General features: G+C 63.8%; 21 protein-coding genes and 1 tRNA gene. 14 read left to right on the top strand and 8 right to left on the bottom strand.

The genetic code is table 11. From position 1 onward, the window contains the following. Positions 1-2: 2 nt before the first annotated feature. The 3 genes from AB1K63_RS06975 to AB1K63_RS06985 form a co-directional block, all read right to left on the bottom strand. Entirely contained in the window at positions 3-749 is a 747-nt protein-coding gene (locus AB1K63_RS06975; protein ID WP_366959288.1) for an N-acetylmuramoyl-L-alanine amidase, read from the bottom strand. Continuing rightward, complete coding sequence (locus AB1K63_RS06980) at positions 746-1,405, bottom strand: histidine phosphotransferase family protein (protein ID WP_366959289.1); 660 nt, start codon at positions 1,403-1,405, stop codon at positions 746-748. The genes AB1K63_RS06975 and AB1K63_RS06980 overlap by 4 nt, the downstream gene beginning before the upstream one ends. Before the next feature lie 62 nt (positions 1,406-1,467). Continuing rightward, positions 1,468-1,875: a M67 family metallopeptidase gene (locus tag AB1K63_RS06985; RefSeq protein WP_366959290.1), complete on the bottom strand. Its 408-nt coding sequence runs from the start codon at positions 1,873-1,875 to the stop codon at positions 1,468-1,470. Positions 1,876-1,880: 5 nt separating this feature from the next. Between AB1K63_RS06985 and AB1K63_RS06990 the strand changes: the two genes are divergently transcribed. The 9 genes from AB1K63_RS06990 (at position 1,881) to AB1K63_RS07030 (ending at position 8,796) form a co-directional block, all read left to right on the top strand. Continuing rightward, positions 1,881-2,825, top strand: a complete 945-nt coding sequence (locus tag AB1K63_RS06990) for an RluA family pseudouridine synthase (protein ID WP_366959291.1) — start codon at positions 1,881-1,883, stop codon at positions 2,823-2,825. Positions 2,826-2,948: 123 nt separating this feature from the next. Next, positions 2,949-3,854: an RNA polymerase sigma factor RpoH gene (rpoH, locus tag AB1K63_RS06995; RefSeq protein WP_366959292.1), complete on the top strand. Its 906-nt coding sequence runs from the start codon at positions 2,949-2,951 to the stop codon at positions 3,852-3,854. Between the two features lie 80 nt (positions 3,855-3,934). Continuing rightward, complete coding sequence (locus AB1K63_RS07000) at positions 3,935-4,537, top strand: hypothetical protein (RefSeq protein ID WP_366959294.1); 603 nt, start codon at positions 3,935-3,937, stop codon at positions 4,535-4,537. Between the two features lie 82 nt (positions 4,538-4,619). Further along, a complete protein-coding gene (gene mtgA, locus AB1K63_RS07005) occupies positions 4,620-5,291 on the top strand; it encodes a monofunctional biosynthetic peptidoglycan transglycosylase (RefSeq protein WP_366959295.1) in 672 nt (223 codons plus the stop codon). A gap of 5 nt (positions 5,292-5,296) precedes the next feature. After that, entirely contained in the window at positions 5,297-6,217 is a 921-nt protein-coding gene (locus tag AB1K63_RS07010; RefSeq protein ID WP_366960662.1) for a cation diffusion facilitator family transporter, read from the top strand. Next, the gene (locus AB1K63_RS07015; RefSeq protein WP_366959296.1) at positions 6,196-6,864 is read left to right on the top strand and encodes an SEL1-like repeat protein; all 669 of its coding nucleotides are present in this window, start codon (positions 6,196-6,198) and stop codon (positions 6,862-6,864) included. The genes AB1K63_RS07010 and AB1K63_RS07015 overlap by 22 nt, the downstream gene beginning before the upstream one ends. Further along, positions 6,861-7,427, top strand: coding sequence for a sigma-70 family RNA polymerase sigma factor (locus AB1K63_RS07020; protein WP_366959297.1), 567 nt, complete (start codon positions 6,861-6,863; stop codon positions 7,425-7,427). The genes AB1K63_RS07015 and AB1K63_RS07020 overlap by 4 nt, the downstream gene beginning before the upstream one ends. Beyond that, positions 7,424-8,149, top strand: a complete 726-nt coding sequence (locus tag AB1K63_RS07025) for an anti-sigma factor (RefSeq protein WP_366959299.1) — start codon at positions 7,424-7,426, stop codon at positions 8,147-8,149. Before AB1K63_RS07020 ends, AB1K63_RS07025 begins: the two co-directional genes overlap by 4 nt. 83 nt (positions 8,150-8,232) lie before the next feature. Further along, a complete protein-coding gene (locus AB1K63_RS07030; RefSeq protein WP_366959300.1) occupies positions 8,233-8,796 on the top strand; it encodes a fasciclin domain-containing protein in 564 nt (187 codons plus the stop codon). 94 nt (positions 8,797-8,890) lie between these two features. Here AB1K63_RS07030 and AB1K63_RS07035 read toward each other — a convergent pair whose 3' ends face one another. The 3 genes from AB1K63_RS07035 to AB1K63_RS07045 all read right to left on the bottom strand — a co-directional run bounded on the left by AB1K63_RS07035 (position 8,891) and on the right by AB1K63_RS07045 (position 11,625). Then, on the bottom strand, positions 8,891-9,445 hold the full coding sequence (locus tag AB1K63_RS07035) for a DUF2939 domain-containing protein (protein ID WP_366959302.1): 555 nt from the start codon (positions 9,443-9,445) through the stop codon (positions 8,891-8,893). A gap of 41 nt (positions 9,446-9,486) precedes the next feature. Then, positions 9,487-10,743, bottom strand: coding sequence for an ATP-dependent Clp protease ATP-binding subunit ClpX (clpX, locus tag AB1K63_RS07040; protein ID WP_366959303.1), 1,257 nt, complete (start codon positions 10,741-10,743; stop codon positions 9,487-9,489). 177 nt (positions 10,744-10,920) lie between these two features. After that, the gene (locus tag AB1K63_RS07045) at positions 10,921-11,625 is read right to left on the bottom strand and encodes an ATP-dependent Clp protease proteolytic subunit (protein WP_366959305.1); all 705 of its coding nucleotides are present in this window, start codon (positions 11,623-11,625) and stop codon (positions 10,921-10,923) included. A gap of 109 nt (positions 11,626-11,734) precedes the next feature. Between AB1K63_RS07045 and AB1K63_RS07050 the strand changes: the two genes are divergently transcribed. Next, a complete protein-coding gene (locus AB1K63_RS07050) occupies positions 11,735-13,300 on the top strand; it encodes an amidase (protein ID WP_366959307.1) in 1,566 nt (521 codons plus the stop codon). Positions 13,301-13,332: 32 nt separating this feature from the next. Beyond that, the gene (locus AB1K63_RS07055) at positions 13,333-14,685 is read left to right on the top strand and encodes a cation:proton antiporter (protein ID WP_366959308.1); all 1,353 of its coding nucleotides are present in this window, start codon (positions 13,333-13,335) and stop codon (positions 14,683-14,685) included. Positions 14,686-14,722: 37 nt separating this feature from the next. Here the strand turns inward: AB1K63_RS07055 and tig are convergent, their stop codons facing one another. Beyond that, the gene (gene tig / locus AB1K63_RS07060) at positions 14,723-16,360 is read right to left on the bottom strand and encodes a trigger factor (protein WP_366959309.1); all 1,638 of its coding nucleotides are present in this window, start codon (positions 16,358-16,360) and stop codon (positions 14,723-14,725) included. A gap of 64 nt (positions 16,361-16,424) precedes the next feature. Then, positions 16,425-16,509, bottom strand: a tRNA-Leu gene (locus AB1K63_RS07065). 151 nt (positions 16,510-16,660) lie between these two features. On the opposite strand from AB1K63_RS07065, the gene AB1K63_RS07070 reads away from it, so the two are divergent. From AB1K63_RS07070 to AB1K63_RS07080, 3 genes are read left to right on the top strand one after another with little or no spacing between them, the layout of a single operon-like run. Then, positions 16,661-16,894 carry a hypothetical protein gene (locus tag AB1K63_RS07070; protein ID WP_366959310.1) on the top strand — a complete coding sequence of 78 codons (234 nt, stop codon included), beginning with the start codon at positions 16,661-16,663 and terminating at the stop codon, positions 16,892-16,894. A gap of 24 nt (positions 16,895-16,918) precedes the next feature. Then, positions 16,919-17,098: a hypothetical protein gene (locus AB1K63_RS07075; protein WP_366959311.1), complete on the top strand. Its 180-nt coding sequence runs from the start codon at positions 16,919-16,921 to the stop codon at positions 17,096-17,098. Positions 17,099-17,148: 50 nt separating this feature from the next. Next, a complete protein-coding gene (locus AB1K63_RS07080; RefSeq protein WP_366959312.1) occupies positions 17,149-17,457 on the top strand; it encodes a DUF3297 family protein in 309 nt (102 codons plus the stop codon). Positions 17,458-17,464: the final 7 nt, after the last annotated feature.

Here is a 17,464-nt window from a genome sequence, read left to right on the forward strand (position 1 = left end):
CGCTATCTAGCGCGTCCCTGGTCGCGATCCAAGAGCAACTGGAAAAGGATCGCCCGGACCTGCCCGTCGATTTCGCCATCGATCTTTTCGGGCCGCCAGCGACGCTGGAAGGCCTCGACCACCTTGTGCCCGTCACTCACGTCGTAACCGAACCGCTCAAGCGCGAGATAGAAGCTGGCATCGTTGTCGAACGGGTCGCCATGTTCGAGCTTCTTCGGTCGCGGCAGGCACAGGCCGTATTCGGCGAGGCGATCCCAAGGGAAGAGCTCGCCTGGATCGATCTTGCGAGCCGGCGCGACGTCGGAGTGGCCGACGACATTCGCGCGGGGGATGTCATAATCCTTGACCATGCGGGCGACGAGCGGGACGAGAGCCTCGAACTGCGCGTCGGGAAAGCCCTGATAACCGTATTTATGGCCTGGATGGTCGAGCTCGATGCCGATGCTGGCCGAATTCACGTCCCTGTGACCGCGCCAGTAGGAAACGCCGGCATGCCACGCCCGCTTTTCCTCGGGGACGAGCTGGACCACTTCCCCGCCCTTCCCGATCACGTAGTGGGCCGAGACGCCGGCCTCCGGATCGCAAAGGCGCTCTATCGCGAAGCCCTTGTCTTCCATTTCGGTGTAGTGGATCACCACCATCGAAATCGGCAACTTGCGCTCGTTCCAGTTGGGAGAGCGCGTCTCCCGATCGACGAGCTCGTCGCGGCTGGCGGACAGGTCCTCGCCCGACTTGCCGAAATCGCTCATGCGACGGGACCTTCGGGTTGCGGCAGGACGGCTCCGAGGACCAGCGTTTCGTCGGTCCGGTGGTGCTGCAGGCCACCGCCCGCGCGTTCGGCGAGCAGGGCCAGCATATGCGCCGGCGCCGTTCGCCCGCTCAATTCCTCCTCGGGAAGGTCGCCTTCCAGCGCCGTCCCGATCTTCTCGTCGAAGGCGATCCGCGTTCCTGCGGCGCGCACGACGATCTCCGTCGCTCCGTCGCGCGTCTCCGCGCCGATATCGAGCGTTCCACCGCGAACCAGCGCATCGATCGCCATATGGGCGAAATTCAGCATGACCTTGACCGCATCCTTGGGCAGGCGGTCGTCGGCAAGCGCCCAGTTGACCCTGATCCGTTTCGCATCTCCGGCCAACGCTTCGATCGCCGCCTGGGCCTCTTCCACCGGGACCAGTGCCCCGAAACCGCCTGCTGCGCCGAAAGCGAGCCGGAAGAACTTCAGCTTGTCGGCACTTGCCTTCGCACTCTGTTCCAGCAGCTCGAAGCAGCGGGCCCGCATATCGGGGTCCTTCTCGTCCGCCAGCAGTTCGAGACCGTTGCTGAGCGCCCCGACCGGAGACAGCAGGTCATGGCACAGACGCGAGCAAAGCTGGCTGGCAAGGTCTAGAGCTTTGGCGTCGGTCATGAATTTCCCTGGTTCTCGGTATCGAAATATGCGGATCCGGTCTGGCGACCCGCCCCTGCTGCCTAGCGTTTCGAGACGACGTATGGAAGCGGGGTGAACCCATCCTCCCCATCGAGGAAAAGCCGGACATGTTCACCTGCGATGATCGCCCATATCGAGTTGTCGCCAGCGGACATTGCCTGGTCGGTCTGCGAAGGAACCGCACGGCCTTCGGGGTGGGAGTGATAGTATCCGGCAACCGGCAAGCCGCCGCCGCGCGCGTCCCGGTGCGCGTCGATAAGTGCCTGCGGATCGATCTCGAAATGGGAACGTGGGGTCGGATGCACGTTACGCGCCGGTTGGATCGCCTCGATCGCCGATCGGTCGCCGCGAAGGATGCCGCAACATTCGGCCGGATACGCACGTTCCGCCTCCTCGACCAGTCGGGTCAGAAGGTCACTTGTCAGGCGGACCGGCCTGTCTCTAGGCATCGAAGATGGACCGCGAACGCGTCATGGAAGGTACAATCGGCACTGCGGGGCGGCTCGACAAGGCCCTGGCCGACGCGACCGGCCTTTCGAGGGAGCGGATCAAGGGACTGATCGCGGGCGGCCGCGTTGTGATCGATGGAGAGATCGGCCGGTCCGCATCGGCGAAGACGGAACTCGGCTCGTCGTTTTCCGTCCACTTGCCGCCCACCGCCGATCCACAGGCCCGTCCACAGGACCTCGCGCTCGATATCGTCTACGAGGACGCGCACCTTCTGGTCGTGAACAAGGCCGCCGGCATGGTCGTGCATCCCGCGGCTGGCAATCCTGACGGCACTCTCGTCAACGCGCTGCTGCACCACTGCGCCGGACGCCTCTCAGGCATCAATGGCGTGGCCCGCCCGGGGATCGTCCATCGCATCGACAAGGATACTTCGGGCCTGCTGGTAGTCGCGAAGACCGACGCCGCGCACGAAGGGCTCGCCGCGCAGTTCGCAAGGCATTCGATTGAGCGGAAATATATCGCCGTCTGCGTCGGACATCCCGTTCCGTCCGCCGGCACGATCGAGGGACTGCTCGGGCGTTCCGACGCCAACAGAAAGAAAATGGCGGTGCTCCCCAAGGATTCCTCGCGTGGCAAGCATGCCGTCACGCACTACAACACCATCGACCGGCTTGACGGCGCTTCGGTGCTCGAATGCCGGCTGGAAACCGGGCGCACCCACCAGGTGCGCGTTCACTGTGCATCAATAGGTCATCCGCTATTGGGAGATCCTGTCTATGGACGCTCACCTGCGCGGCTTCGACCGCTCCTCGCACAGCTCGATTTCAGGCGTCAGGCCCTGCATGCGGCAAGCCTCGGCTTCGTCCATCCGGCAAGCGGCGAAACGGTCCGTTTCGAGGCCGAAGTGCCGTACGATATGGCGGAACTTATCGACCAAGCCGCTCGTTGAAATCGATGAAACGCACTGCACAAAAAGCAGGTCTGCGCCTATATGTAACCGTGTGGCCGATACCGCTGGATGCCCGTTCGGGGTCCGGCAACAGCGGTCGACGCAAGAAAGGTTAGGGACAACGTGAGCAACAGCAAAGCACTGGCCGTACCGGCCCTCGGCGGGGAGCAGAGCCTCAATCGCTATCTGTCCGAGATCAAGAAGTTTCCCGTACTGACGCAGGAGCAGGAATATATGCTCGCGAAGCGGTACGAAGAGCACGAGGATCCCGAAGCTGCGGCGCAGCTCGTTACCTCACACCTGCGCCTCGTGGCGAAACTTGCCATGGGCTATCGCGGTTACGGACTGCCCGTGAGCGACCTCATTTCCGAAGGCAATGTCGGCCTGATGCAGGGCGTGAAGAAATTCGAACCCGATCGCGGTTTCCGTCTCGCGACCTATGCGATGTGGTGGATTAAGGCGAGCATCCAGGAATACATCCTGCGCAGCTGGTCGCTCGTGAAGATGGGCACTACCGCCGCGCAGAAGAAGCTGTTCTTCAACCTTCGCCGGATGAAGAAGCAACTGGAGGCCTACGAGGACAGCGACCTCCATCCGGACGACGTGACCAAGATCGCCACCGATCTCGGCGTGCCGGAGCAGGAAGTCGTCAACATGAACCGGCGCATGATGATGGGCGGCGACGGATCGCTGAACGTCAGCATGCGAAACGGGGAAGAAGGCTCGGGCGAATGGCTCGACTGGCTGACCGACGATCGCCCCTTGCAGGACGAGACGGTTGCCGACGCGCAGGAGGCCGAAGTCCGGCACGAAATGCTGGCGGAAGCTATCGGCACGCTGAACGATCGTGAGAAGCACATTTTCACGGAACGGCGACTGACGGAGAACCCGCAGACGCTCGAAGAACTGAGCCAGGTCTACGATGTCAGCCGCGAGCGCATTCGTCAGATCGAAGTCCGCGCTTTCGAAAAGGTCCAGAAAGCGATGAAGACCATCGTTGGCGAACGCCTGACGCCGGTCGCAGCCTGATCATCCCCCAATCAATCGAGCCCCTTCCGCGCCATGCGGGAGGGGCTTTTCTTATGGAGGAAAGCATCTAGACTGCGTCCATGAAGACACGACTTCTCCTGACGCTTGCCCTGCCCGTTTTTTCGCTCGCTGGTCTATCGACGAGTGCATCGGCGCAGCAGGAAATCGACGCGCCCGATGGCCCATGGACACACCGCGTCGCAAAAGCGGTCTTCCCCCAATATGCGGGTGGCTTCGTTCGCACGCGCGTTACCGAGTTCAATGCCTCCGGAGACGATGTCGGCGTAGGCTACGGCCTGGAAAGAGGCGACGACGAACTCTTCATCACGGTCTATCTGTACCCGGCCGAACAAGGTCGCTCTTGCCGGACCGAGATGGACGATACGAAAGCGCCGATCGTGCGCTACGAAGGGGAGACGGAACTCTTCGACCGTCCCGCACCGCCCGTTCCCGCACAATCTTCGGGCGAGGCCTACCACGCGCGCTACACCATTCCCGCAAACGGAATGCGCCCGGGATCCCCGGCCTTCGTCTCCGATGCCTATCTGCACTGCCCCGCAGGTGGCGAATGGATGGTCAAGGTGCGCGCAAGCTGGACCGGTGAGGCCGAGACCTTCCCCGACCTTTCCCCATTGCTGAACGCGATCGGCTGGTCGCACATGGATACCGGCCCCGCTGCCTAGTATCGGCAAAAGGTCAAACGGGCTGCCTTATCTCGGTCGATCCCTGTTTGGCATACCGGCTCCCCAACGCTAGGGACGACCGATGGCCCTCCGCCTCGCAATCTTCATCGCGAAATTCATTCTCTGGTTCGTCGGAATCAGCCTCGCTCTGGTGCTGCTGTTCAAGTTCGTCCCGCCCCCGGCGACGGCGACCATGCTGCTCGACGAAAACGGCTACACGAAGGAATGGCGGCCACTGTCGGGCATCGATCGCAACATGGTCGGCGCGGTGATCGCGGCGGAGGACGGCAAGTTCTGCACGCATGACGGCTTCGATCGCGAGGCGATCGAACAGGCGATGCGGGAGAATGCCAAGGGCGGGCGCATACGCGGCGGCTCCACGATAAGCCAGCAAACCGCCAAGAATGTCTTCCTCTGGCAAGGCGGCGGGTTCTTCCGCAAGGGACTGGAGGCCTGGTTCACGTTCCTGATCGAGCTTCTCTGGGGCAAGGAGCGGATCATGGAAGTCTATCTGAACGTGGCGGAAACCGGCATCGGGACCTACGGGGTCGAAGCCGGTGCGCAACGCTATTTCCAACAATCCGCCGCAAGCCTCTCGCCGATCCAGGCAGCCCGTATCGCCGTCAATCTCCCGCTGCCCAAGAAACGCTCGGTTCTCAATCCGCAGGGATGGCTCAGGCGCCATGGCAACAGCGTCGCCGCGCAGGTTTCCATTGTCCGGCGTGACGGACTGGATTCCTGCATCTATGGGTGATCCCCATGGGCGCGGGGCATTCTCATTCACATTCCCACGCGCATGGCGACGGCCATGCGCATGGGCCGACCAACTACGGACCGCGGTTTGCGCTCGGCGTGGTGCTCAACAGTGCCTTCGTCGTCTTGGAAGCCACTTACGGTTTCCTTTCGGGATCCATGGCGCTCGTAGCGGACGCGGGTCACAATCTTTCGGACGTTCTGGCCCTGCTCCTGGCATGGGGCGCTTCCGTCGCGGCGCGCAAACCACGTTCGTCCCGTTACACCTACGGCTACAAGAGTTCGACGATCCTCGCCGCCATGGCGAATGCCTTGCTGCTGGCGGTAGCCATCGGCATCATCTCGTACGAGACGATGCATCGCTTCGTGAACCCTTCACCGGTCGAAGGCTGGACGATGATCATCGTGGCAGGGATCGGCATCGTCGTTAATCTCGGCACAGCATTGCTTTTCCTCGGCGGACAGCATGACCTGAACATCCGGGGGGCATTCCTCCACATGGCGGCGGACGCACTCGTTTCGGTGGGTGTGGTCATTGCCGGCCTGGCGATCCTCCTGACCGGGCTCCCCTGGATAGACCCGCTGGTCAGCCTGCTGATCGTGGCGGTCATTGCATGGGGGACCTGGGGCCTGGCGCGCGACAGCGTGATGCTCGGCCTCAATGCGGTCCCTGCCGGCATTTCGGAAAGCGAAGTGCGCCAGCACCTAGCCAGCCTCTCCGGCGTCCAGACGGTTCACGACCTTCACATCTGGCCGATGAGCACGACGGAGACCGCATTGACCGCACACCTCGTCATGCCTGGCGGCCATCCGGGCGACGCCTTCCTGGCCGGACTGGCCCGCGATCTCGAACAGCGGTACCGCATCGGCCACACGACCATTCAGGTGGAGCGGGACCGCGACGGATGCGAAACCGGCGGATGCTGAGGCCGGGGTTCAAGTCTTGCATCGCGACCACGCTCGCATGGTCGATCGCCGGCTGCGCTGCCCCGAGCAGCTACATGGGCATCCCCTTCACTTCCGCGAACGCATCCGAATTTGCGGCACCGGAGCCGCTACGGGCGAGGCGTGACGAAGACCTGCGCCTGCTCGTGCAGTACGTGAATACCGGCTGCCTCGTCGACAGGGACGACCCGGCGGCCATCGACTTGCGGACGCCCGAGACGATCGCGGCCTGCCGGGTAATCGAACACGATCTCGCACTGGCCGGGTTCCCGATCACCGAACTGCCGTCCATGTTCGACTATTCGGCCTACCCGCTCTCAAGGCTCGCGCAATCGGCCAGCACGGGCAACAAGAGCGCGCAACTGGAACTGGGCCTGCGGTTCGAAGCTGGCCGCGATGTTCCCGTCGATTACGAGAAGGCACGCGAACTTTATGCGTCCGCTGCCAGGACATCCTGCGGTCCGGTCTGGGTATACGTCCCGCCAGTGGGGAACGGGACCAGCGGCAGGACGATGCAGGTCGACACAGGTCCTTTGCAGCCCGGCCTGGCCGTGGCAAAGCGCCATCTCGAAGCGCTGGATCGCAAGCTGTGCGATGCAGGCGAAGCCAGGAGATGTGCAGGATCATGAGCGAGGCGCAAAGCGCGCGCGATGCCCTGAAGGCCGCCATGCTTCGTATCGCGAAGGGCGATACCGATGCGCTGGAGCAGGTCTACCGCGCGACGCATATGAAGCTTTTCGGCATCTGCCTTCGTATCTTGGGCGACCGAAAGGAGGCCGAAGACGCTTTGCAGGATGTGTATGTGACGCTCTGGCGCCGCGCCGACCGCTACGATGCGGAGCGCGCCAGCCCGATAACCTGGCTCGCCACGTTCGCCCGCAACCGGGCGATCGATCGTCTGCGCACGGGCAAGGTTCGTCGCGGTGCTGTCCCGCTCGAAGAGGCCGGGCGTATCGAGGACGATACCCCTTCGGCGGACCAGCGCATGATCGATGCCGAGCGTTCGGCGCGCATCCATTCGTGTATCGAGGAGCTCGAGAACAGGCAGCGCGATGCGATCAGAAGTGCCTATTTCGAAGGCCGCACCTATGCCGAACTGGCCACCAAGGTCGATGTGCCGCTCGGCACGATGAAAAGCTGGATCCGCCGGGGTCTCATGAAGCTGCGTACATGCATGGAGAGGGGCGAATGAACGACGACGAGCGCCCCGACCTGATCCTCGCTGCCGAATATGCCGTCGGCCTGCTGGAGGGAGAGGAACTTCTCTCCTTCCGCGCACGTATGGCAAGGGAGCCCGAGCTCGAAGCCGAAGTCGCGTTCTGGGAAACGCGCTTGGCACCGCTGCTGGACGAGGTGTCCGGCGGTCGACCCGACCGAACGGTATGGGACAGAATTGCGGCAGAGATCGGATCAGGGGGCTGCGGCGGAGAAGTCGTCCGAATGAGGCGCCAGATCACCTTCTGGCAGAGGGCGGCGGCCGCCGCCTCGGTTGCAGCCGTCGCGGCGATGGCGCTGGTGCTGTTCCAGCTTTCGCCTGCAACACCGCCGCAAACGCCGCGGGAAACGCCGGAATCCGAGGCGCCGCTGGTTGCGTCGATCCCGATCGGCGATACGCCCTTGCGACTGGGAGTGACGTTCCTTCCGGATCGCGAGGAGATGCTGGTTTCCGCCAGCGGCCTGACGGCGGACGGCGTCCACGATCACGAGTTGTGGCTCGTACCCGCAGCTGGCGATCCCCTGTCACTCGGCGTCGTCGCGCCGGGCGAGGAACGGCGTATGCCGATCGATCCCGCACTGGCGGAACTGATCGGGGACGGATCGCGGATGGTCCTGACCCGCGAGCCGATCGGCGGGAAGCCGCCCGCCGCGCAAGCCGGCCCGGTCGTGGCCGAGGGCTCCTTCTCCACCACCTGACATTTTTTGCATCCATCGAGCGGCGGGCTTCGTAGCTCCTCGTGCAAGACCGGACGGGCTTGCGCGAACAGAGGAGTATCCGAATGCCCTTCGTAAATCGCTTGAAGACCGCCACCCTTGCCGCCGCCGTCGCGATCGGAGCGACCGGCTTTGCCGGCAAGCCCGCGATGGCCGATCATCACGGATCGCATGGTCAGGCGGAGTCGAACATCGTCCAGACCGCCATGGGAACAGGCGTCCACGAAACGCTGGTGACTGCAGTGAAGGCGGCGGACCTCGTGGACACGCTTTCCGGACCGGGCCCCTTCACCGTCTTCGCGCCGACCGACACCGCGTTCGCGAAACTTCCGGACGGGACGGTCGCCTCCCTAGTGATGCCGGCGAACAAGGATCAGCTGACCGACATCCTGACCTATCATGTGATTGCCGGCAACGTATCCTCCGCCGATCTCGCGGCGCTCGTCCGTCGGCATGGCGGAAGCGCAAGTATCGAGACCCTCGCGGGCGAAGAACTTTCCGCACGGCTTTCCGGTGACACCATCGTGATCACCGACGGCGCCGGTCGATCGACTGCGGTCACGCAAGCCGATGTGCGCACGTCCAACGGCACCATCCATGTCACCGACGGGGTCTTTCTTCCCGGCTGAGTGACCAATTCCCCGGGCGTTGCCTGAAACCCACGCAAGGCAGCGCCTTCTTGGCCCGTCCGACCCCTCCTCCTTGGGTCGGGCGGGTCCTTTTTCACATGCGTTCAGAAGCCGGGCGCTCGAGTTCCGGGATCTCGATCTCGACGAGCTTCCAGGACAATCCCTCGCGTTCGAAGACGAGGCGTGGTGCGGTTTCCGCGTCGATGTCATCGGTTTCCGGGATCGCCCGAAAACGTGACAGGCCATCGCGTTCGATACGCCAGTCGATCGGTTCCTGCGCGGCATCACCTGCCGGCGCGGCTTCGATCAGCCCCGATCTTGCCTGCCCTTCGCGCACGACCGACCCGATGACTTCGGGTGTCACAATATTGTCGACCATGCCGTCGATCACGACCATGCCCAAGGCCGCGCCAAGCTTTTCGCCACCCGATCCGGTCTCGGAGGCAAGCTCGGCCTGCATCCTGGCGCGCAGGTCGGCCTTCATTTCCGTGCGAACGGAATCGAAATCTACGCGCGCCTCGATCGCCTCGCTGTCACCGGCCACGACCGCATCGCGCAGGCCGTTCATCGCCAACCACGGCGCCGCCACATACCAGCCGACGACGCCCAGAAGGACGAGCGCCATAACCCCGACGATCCATTTCTTCATTTAAAGGTGCCTCCCCTGTGCCAAGAAGGGAGGGCGGCGAACTAGGCCGCTTCTTCCTTCTCGGCGTGAACCTGGACCGGTTCCTTGCGTCCGTCCACGACGTCCTTGTCGACGACGATCTCCGCGACACCTTCCATGTCGGGCAGGTCGAACATGGTGTCGAGCAGGATACCTTCGACGATGGACCGAAGGCCGCGCGCGCCGGTCTTGCGCTGGATCGCTTTCTCGGCAATCGCGCGCAGCGCTTCGTCGGTGAAGGTCAGTTCCACGTCTTCCAGTTCGAAGAGCTTCGCATACTGCTTGGCGATCGCGTTTTTCGGTTCCTGGAGGATGGTCACGAGCGCATCGACGTCGAGGTCGTGCAGGGTCGCGATAACCGGCAGACGACCGACGAATTCGGGAATGAGACCGAATTTCAGGAGGTCTTCCGGTTCGCACTTCTGCAGGAGCTCACCCACGCGGCGCTTGTCCGGATCGGCGACATGCGCGCCGAACCCGATGGAACGCTTCTGCAGTCGGTCCGCAATGATCTTGTCAAGACCGGCGAAGGCACCGCCACAGATGAACAGGATGTTGGTCGTGTCGACCTGAAGAAATTCCTGCTGCGGGTGCTTGCGGCCACCCTGCGGCGGAACGGACGCGGTGGTCCCTTCCATCAGCTTGAGCAACGCCTGCTGCACACCCTCGCCCGAGACGTCGCGCGTGATCGAGGGATTTTCGGCCTTGCGCGTGATCTTGTCGATCTCGTCGATGTAGACGATGCCGTGCTGGGCCTTGTCGACGTTGTAGTCGCTCGCCTGCAGCAGCTTGAGGATGATGTTTTCGACATCCTCACCCACATAGCCGGCCTCGGTCAGGGTGGTGGCGTCGGCCATGGTGAAGGGCACGTCGAAAGTGCGCGCCAGCGTCTGGGCCAGCAGCGTCTTGCCGCAACCGGTCGGTCCGACGAGCAGAATGTTCGACTTCGCCAGTTCGACGTCGCCCGCCTTGCCGGCGTGCTTCAGGCGCTTGTAGTGGTTGTGCACCGCGACGCTCAGCACGCGCTTGGCGCGGTCCTGACCGATCACGTAGTCGTTGAGGGTGCCGAAAATCTCGCTAGGCGGCGGAACTTCGCCTTCCTTGCGACCGGTCAGGCCGGCCTTGGTTTCCTCGCGGATGATGTCGTTGCACAGCTCGACGCATTCATCGCAGATGAACACGGTCGGGCCGGCGATCAGTTTGCGCACTTCGTGCTGCGACTTGCCGCAAAAGCTGCAATACAGCGTCGACTTGCTATCGGTACCACTCAATTTGGTCATATCCCATTTCCCGAATCGCCTACCGGTCCCGGTCCGGTGGGATTCCTCCGACTCTAAAGCCGGAATGATTTAATTCAACAGCCGCCCCTAGCAGCGCCCACCTTGCCCTCGCCTGAAACGGCAGGGTTTCCAAAGCGTGAAGCGTGCAAGGGGCCGCCATTCGCGGCCTGCGGCCCCTTATTCGGGGGCGCCGCCGGAACCTTCGGTCTCGTCGATCTTGTCGCTGTCCGGGCGAGTTTCGAAGACCTTGTCAACAATCCCGAACTTCATCGCCTCGTCGGCTTCGAGGAAGGTATCGCGGTCCATCGCCTTCTCGATCTCGTCGAGGCTCTGGCCGGTATACTTCACGTAGAGTTCGTTCATGCGCTTCTTGATGCGCAGGATCTCGCGCGCCTGGATCTCGATGTCCGATGCCATGCCGCGGGCCCCGCCGCTCGGCTGGTGCACCATGATCCGTGCATTGGGCAGAGCGATGCGCATGCCCGGCTCGCCCGCGGCCAGCAGGAAGCTGCCCATGGACGCAGCCTGCCCCATGCACACGGTGGACACGCGCGGCTTGATGTACTGCATCGTGTCGTGGATCGCCATGCCGGCCGTCACCACGCCGCCGGGCGAGTTGATGTACATGCTGATGGGCTTGGACGGGTTCTCACTCTCGAGGAACAGCAGCTGCGCCGTGATGAGCGAAGCCATGCCGTCTTCCACCTGACCGGTTACGAAGACGATGCGTTCGCGCAGAAGGCGGCTGAAAATGTCGAAGCTGCGTTCGCCGCGGCTGGTCTGTTCCACCACCACGGGCACGAGTGCGCCGGTGACGGGATCGCGCGTGAACTGGCCTTGGGCACCGTATGTTTCGCCAAGCTGCGCGGACAGGTCGATCATGGAAATTCCTTTGGTCTGGGTCGGCACGCTATGTCGCGTGCGCCCGGTCGAAGTTCAAGGGCGTTTACCCTGCTTGACGACAGGTGCGATTTGGGACGACGGTGGAACCATGAAAAAATCCATTCGCGTTCTGACGCTTGCCATGATCCCTCTCTTGTTGGGACCTGCCCTCGCCTCACCGGCATTCGGGCAAGACGCCCCGACGGAGGGGGATTCCATCGTGCTCGTCGAGATGCCGATCGAGGCCGGTGTCGTCGCGGAAGATCAGCTTGCGCGGATCGCGCGAATGGACGATGCCGGTCCGATGCTCAACGCGGTCATCGCCACCAACCCGAACGCCGCCAGCGAAGCGAGCGCCGCGCTCGCCGCAGACCTGCCGCTTCGCGGCCGCACGATGCTGGTGAAGGACAACATCGAGACCCGCGAACTGCCGACCACGGCCGGCAGCCTTGCGCTCAGGGACAACCGCACCGGCCGGGACGCGCCGCTTATCGCGAACCTGCGCCGCAATGGCGGCGTGGTGCTGGGCAAGACGAACCTGTCCGAATGGGCCAATATCCGCAGCAACGAGTCCACCAGCGGCTGGAGCGCGGTCGGCGGACTCACGCGAAATCCGTTCGCGATCGACCGCAATTCCTGCGGGTCTTCTTCGGGTAGCGGGGCCGCGGTTGCGGCGGGCTTCGCATGGGCCGCGATCGGGACCGAGACCAATGGCTCGATCACCTGCCCTGCCAGCATCAACGGCATCGTCGGTTTCAAGCCGAGTGTTGGCCTCGTGTCCCGCACCCATGTCGTGCCGATCTCCAGCACGCAGGATACCGCCGGACCGATGGCGCGGAGCGTGGCCGATGCGGCGAAATTGCTGAGTGCCATCGCGGGGGAAGACACGGCCGATCCGGTCACCCGGACGGTGCCGAACCGGGTGGCCGACTATTCGCAAGGCCTGGCGGAATATTCGCTCGAAGGTGTCCGCATCGGCGTGATGCGGAACCAGATCGGGGACGACGACCGGGTTCGCGAAGTCTTCGAAGCGGCACTGGCCGACATGGAAGCGGCCGGGGCCGTGCTGGTCGATATCGAATTCGAGCCGGACAGCCAGATGTACGGGGACAGCTTCACCGTCCTGATGTTCGAACTGCGCGAGGAGATGGGCCGGTATCTTGCCTCCATCCCGCCCATCGGCGGAGACGAGACGGCCACGCCCCGGAACCTCGCCGACCTGATTGCCTTCAACGAAGCCAATGCCGGTACCGAACTGCGCTGGTTCGACCAGGATCTGTTCGAGCTTGCCGAGAGTACGACCGACCGCGAGGCCTACGAGGAAGCCCGGGCGAACGCCGTGCGCATCGCCGGCGAGGAAACTCTCGACGTGCTGCTGGCGGACAACCAGGTCCGCTTCCTGGTCGCGCCGACGCGCGGGCCTGCGTGGATGAGCGATCTCGTCCTCGGCGACCAGTTCAACGGCAGCATCGGGTTCGGCAGTCCGGCGGCGATTGCGGGCTATCCGCACCTGACCGTGCCCATGGGCGACGTGGAAGGCCTGCCGGTCGGCATCAGCTTCTTCGGCGCGAAATGGGCCGACCATGACGTGCTGAAGGCCGGCGCTGCCTACGAGCGCGCCCGCACGGCGGACTTGCCGGAACCGACATTCGAACGCTGGGCGCCAAGAGACTAGCCGCCCCTTCCTTTTGCTCTAAGAACGGAGCGATGGAATTCGACCCCCGCATCTTCATGTTCGTCCTGTTTGGGCTCGGCATGATGCTCGCCGTCGGTCTCGAGAAATGGCTTCTCAGATACTGGCTTTCGCTCCCGATCGCGTATGTGGGCGTCGGCTATCTCGTCTTTTCCCTTCCGCTGGGCATGCCGACGTTCAATCCGGCGACCGACGGGTTCGACGCGCTGACCTTGGAATACGTGACGGAGTTCATCGTCATCGTCTCGCTGATGGCGGCCGGTATCGCGATCGACCGCCCGGTCAGCTGGACGAACTGGCGGCAGATATGGCCCCTGCTCGCGATCGCGATGCCGCTGACGATCCTCGCGGTGGCGTTGCTAGGCTGGTGGGGCCTGGGGCTCGTTCCGGCCAGTGCGATCCTGCTCGGCGCGGTCCTTGCGCCCACGGATCCGGTGCTGGCCCGAAGCGTCCAGGTCGGGCCGCCCGGTGAAAGCCAGCGCCACGACGTGCGCTTCAGCCTGACGACGGAAGCCGGCCTGAACGACGGGCTGGCATTCCCCTTCACCCATCTCGCGATCGCGGTTCTGGGCATGACGGCCCTGTGGCCCGGCCTGATCGAGTGGGCTGCACTTGACCTCGTCTGGCGCATCGCCGCCGGCTGCGCGGTCGGATACGGCGTGGGACGGCTGGGGGCGTGGTACGTGTTCGAGCGGGAAGCGGACGCGCCGATCGAAGACGTCGAACAGGAGCGGCCGAGATATTCCACGAGCGAAGGCCTCATCGTGCTCGGCACGCTGCTGCTGGCTTACGGTGCAGCGGAACTGGTCAACGGATACGGCTTCCTCGCCGTGTTCGTCGGCGCCGTCACGGCGCGGCAGCGGGAGAACGCCAGCCGGTACCACAAGATCAGCCATCACTTCATCGACCAGATCGAGCAGATCGTCCTCGTCGCGGTCCTCTTCGGATTCGGGGCGATGCTGGCCGGCGGCGTGCTCGATGCGCTGACCTTGCCGGCGGCCGCCATCGCCGCCGCGCTGGTATTCGTCATCCGGCCCATCGGAGGCCTGCTGGCGGAAAGCCTCAGCGGGCTACCCTGGCAGGGGAAGCTCGCCGTCGCGTTCCTGGGCGTGCGCGGAATGGGCTCGATCTACTACCTCGCCTACGGACAGACCCATGGCGACTTCCCCCAACTCGCCTTGCTGTGGGCGACGGTCAGCTTCGCGATCCTGCTGTCGATCGTGGTCCACGGGATCGTGTCCGGCCCGTTCATCGCGCTGGTGGAAAGGCGCAACTGGCACATTCATGTCGGCATGGAACCGACCATGGACGCGCTCTCGCCCGAACCGCGGCGCGAGGTAGAGATAGAAAAATCGGGCAGGACCTAGAGGTCCCGCCCGATTTCGATAACCCGGTTTTGAAGACTTACTTGGCGGTCGTCTTCTTGGCGGCCGGCTTCTTCGCAGGCGCCTTCTTGGCAGCAGCCTTCTTGGCCGGTGCCTTCTTTTCGGAAGCGTCGTCGGCCTTGGCCGCCGGCGCCTTCTTGGCGGCCGGCTTCTTGGCCGGAGACTTCTTGGCGGGGGCTTTCTTGGCGGGCGCCTTTTCGCCCTCGTCGCCGGCAGCCTTGGCTTCGGTCTTCTTGGCTTCCGCCTTTTTCGCCGGAACCTTCTTAGCGGGCGCCTTCTTGGGAGCGGCCTTCTTGGCCGGAGCCTTGGCCTTTTCGGCCTCGGCGTCTTCTTCCGCCTCGATCGCGGCTTCCAGTTCCTCGCGAGTCACTTCGCGCTCTTCGATCTTGGCCTTTTCGAACAGGAAGTCGACGACCTTGTCTTCGTAAAGCGGCGCACGGAGCTGCGCGGCTGCCATCGGCTCGTCCTTGATGTACTGGATGAAGCGCTCACGGTCCTCGGCGCGGTATTGCTGCGCGGCCTGCTGCACGAGCATGGACATTTCCTGCTGCGTGATCTGGACGTTGTTGGCCTGCCCGATCTCGGACAGCAGCAGGCCGAGCCGCACGCGCCGTTCGGCGATGCTGCGGTAATCGTCCTTCTCTTCCTCGATTTCCTTCAGGGCCTTGTCCGGATCCTCTTCCTTGGCGGCTTCCTGCTGGAGCTGCTGCCAGATCTGGGAGAATTCGGCCTCGACCATCTTCTCGGGCACCTCGAAGTCGTGGCCGGCGGCCAGCTTGTCGAGCAGCTGGCGCTTCATCTGGGTGCGGGTAAGACCGTTGGTCTCCTGCTCCAGCTGGCCGCGCATCAGTTCCTTGAGCTTGTCGAGGCTGTCGAGGCCCAGCGCCTTGGCGAACTCGTCATCCACCTTGGTCTCGTCCTCGACCTTCACCTGCTTGACGGTGACGGCGAACTGCGCGTCCTTGCCCTTCAGGTGCTCGGCCGGGTAATCCTCGGGGAAGGTCACGGTGATGGTCTTCTCGTCGCCGGTCTTCACGCCGACCAGCTGTTCCTCGAAGCCGGGGATGAACTGGTTGGAACCGATCACGAGCGGCGCGTCCTCGGCCTTGCCGCCTTCGAATTCCTCGCCGTCGATGCTGCCGACGAAATCGATGATCAGCTGGTCGCCTTCGGCGGCCTTCTTCGTCTTGGCGGCGTTCTTGTAGCTCTTCTGACGCTGCGCCAGTTCGCCGATCGCTTCGTCCACGCGCTCGTCCGACACCGGGACCACGAGACGGTCGAGCGTCAGGTCGTCGGTCGAAGGCACCTCGATTTCGGGCAGGACTTCCATTTCAACCGTCAGGACGGCGTCCTTGCCTTCCTCATAGTCCTGGTTGAGGTCGATCGCCGGCTGCATCGCCGGACGCAGCGCCTTTTCGGACAGCAGGCCGTCCACGGACTGGCGGATCGTGTCGTTCACGACCTTGGCGTGCAGCTGCTCGCCGTGCATCTTCTTCACCAGGTTCGCCGGAACCTTGCCCGGCCGGAAGCCCGGCATGCGCACCTGCGGCGCGATCTTCTTGATCTCTGCATCGACCTTGCCCGCGATTTCATCGGCGGGGATGGTCACTTCGTAGGAGCGCTTGAGGCCGCTATTGGTGGTCTCTTTGATCTGCATGGCCGCTGGTCTTGCTCTTTCGTGTCAATCAGTCTGGTCGATGGAATGGGGGCATCGGGGAAACTGGTGCGGGCGAAGGGACTCGAACCCCCACATCTTGCGATACTGGTACCTAAAACCAGCGCGTCTACCAATTCCGCCACGCCCGCAACCCGAACGAAGCCGCGCGCGAGGCAGGCCCCGCGCGGACGAAGCGGTCCCCTTAAGCGGGCGAATTGCAAAGGGCAAGCGATGAACGGAACGCTTTGCCCGGAACACGGGCGCGCCGCCTCGCGTTTGCACAGGGAAAGGACAGTTACGATGCGTGACTACGACGAACCGGAAAAGCCCGCCGACACTCCGCCGGTGATCGACCCGGCCACGAAGCCGAAGACCTCGGAAGAGATGGAGGCCGATGGCGAAGCGGAAGAGGCGCTCCTCGAGAGGCAGACCGCCCCTTCCGAAATCGAAACCGAACTCGGGGTCGAACTTACCGAGCGCAACAGGCGCGACGGCCTCGGCGAAGCCGACCTGGACTCGCTTCCGCCCGACTGAAACCGACACAAGAGGATTACCCGCATGGCTACCCAGCCCGACCCGAACCCCGATACGATCAATCCCGGCTCTCCGAACGAGATGCCGCCCGACAGCGTACCGCCCGAAGCCCCGCCGTCGCAGCCGGACGAGATCGACCCGCCCGGCCCCGACATCGACAATCCGGGCCGCACGCCGATCGAGACGCCTCCTCCACCGGATTGAGGTGCGGGATTGGCTTGTGAAGAGCCGGCTCCCGGCATAAGGGCGCGCGCATGAGCGACGATCAGAACCAGCAGGCCGACCAGACGGCGGCCTCCGACACCCCACCGGACCGCCTTTCCGTGAACCCGCGCAGCGAACACTTCGACGCGGACAAGCTCCAGCGCGGCATCGGGATCCGGTTCAAGGATCGTACCCGGACCGACATCGAGGAATACTGCATTTCCGAAGGCTGGGTCCGGGTCCAGGCCGGCAAGACGGTCGATCGCAAGGGTCAGCCGCTGACCATCAAGCTGAACGGCCCGGTCGAGGCGTGGTACGAAGATCTGGGCGACGAACCGCCGGTCGCGAAAAAAGGCTGATTACGAC

This window comes from Qipengyuania sp. JC766, from assembly GCF_040717445.1.
In the GTDB taxonomy this organism is placed as follows: domain Bacteria; phylum Pseudomonadota; class Alphaproteobacteria; order Sphingomonadales; family Sphingomonadaceae; genus JC766.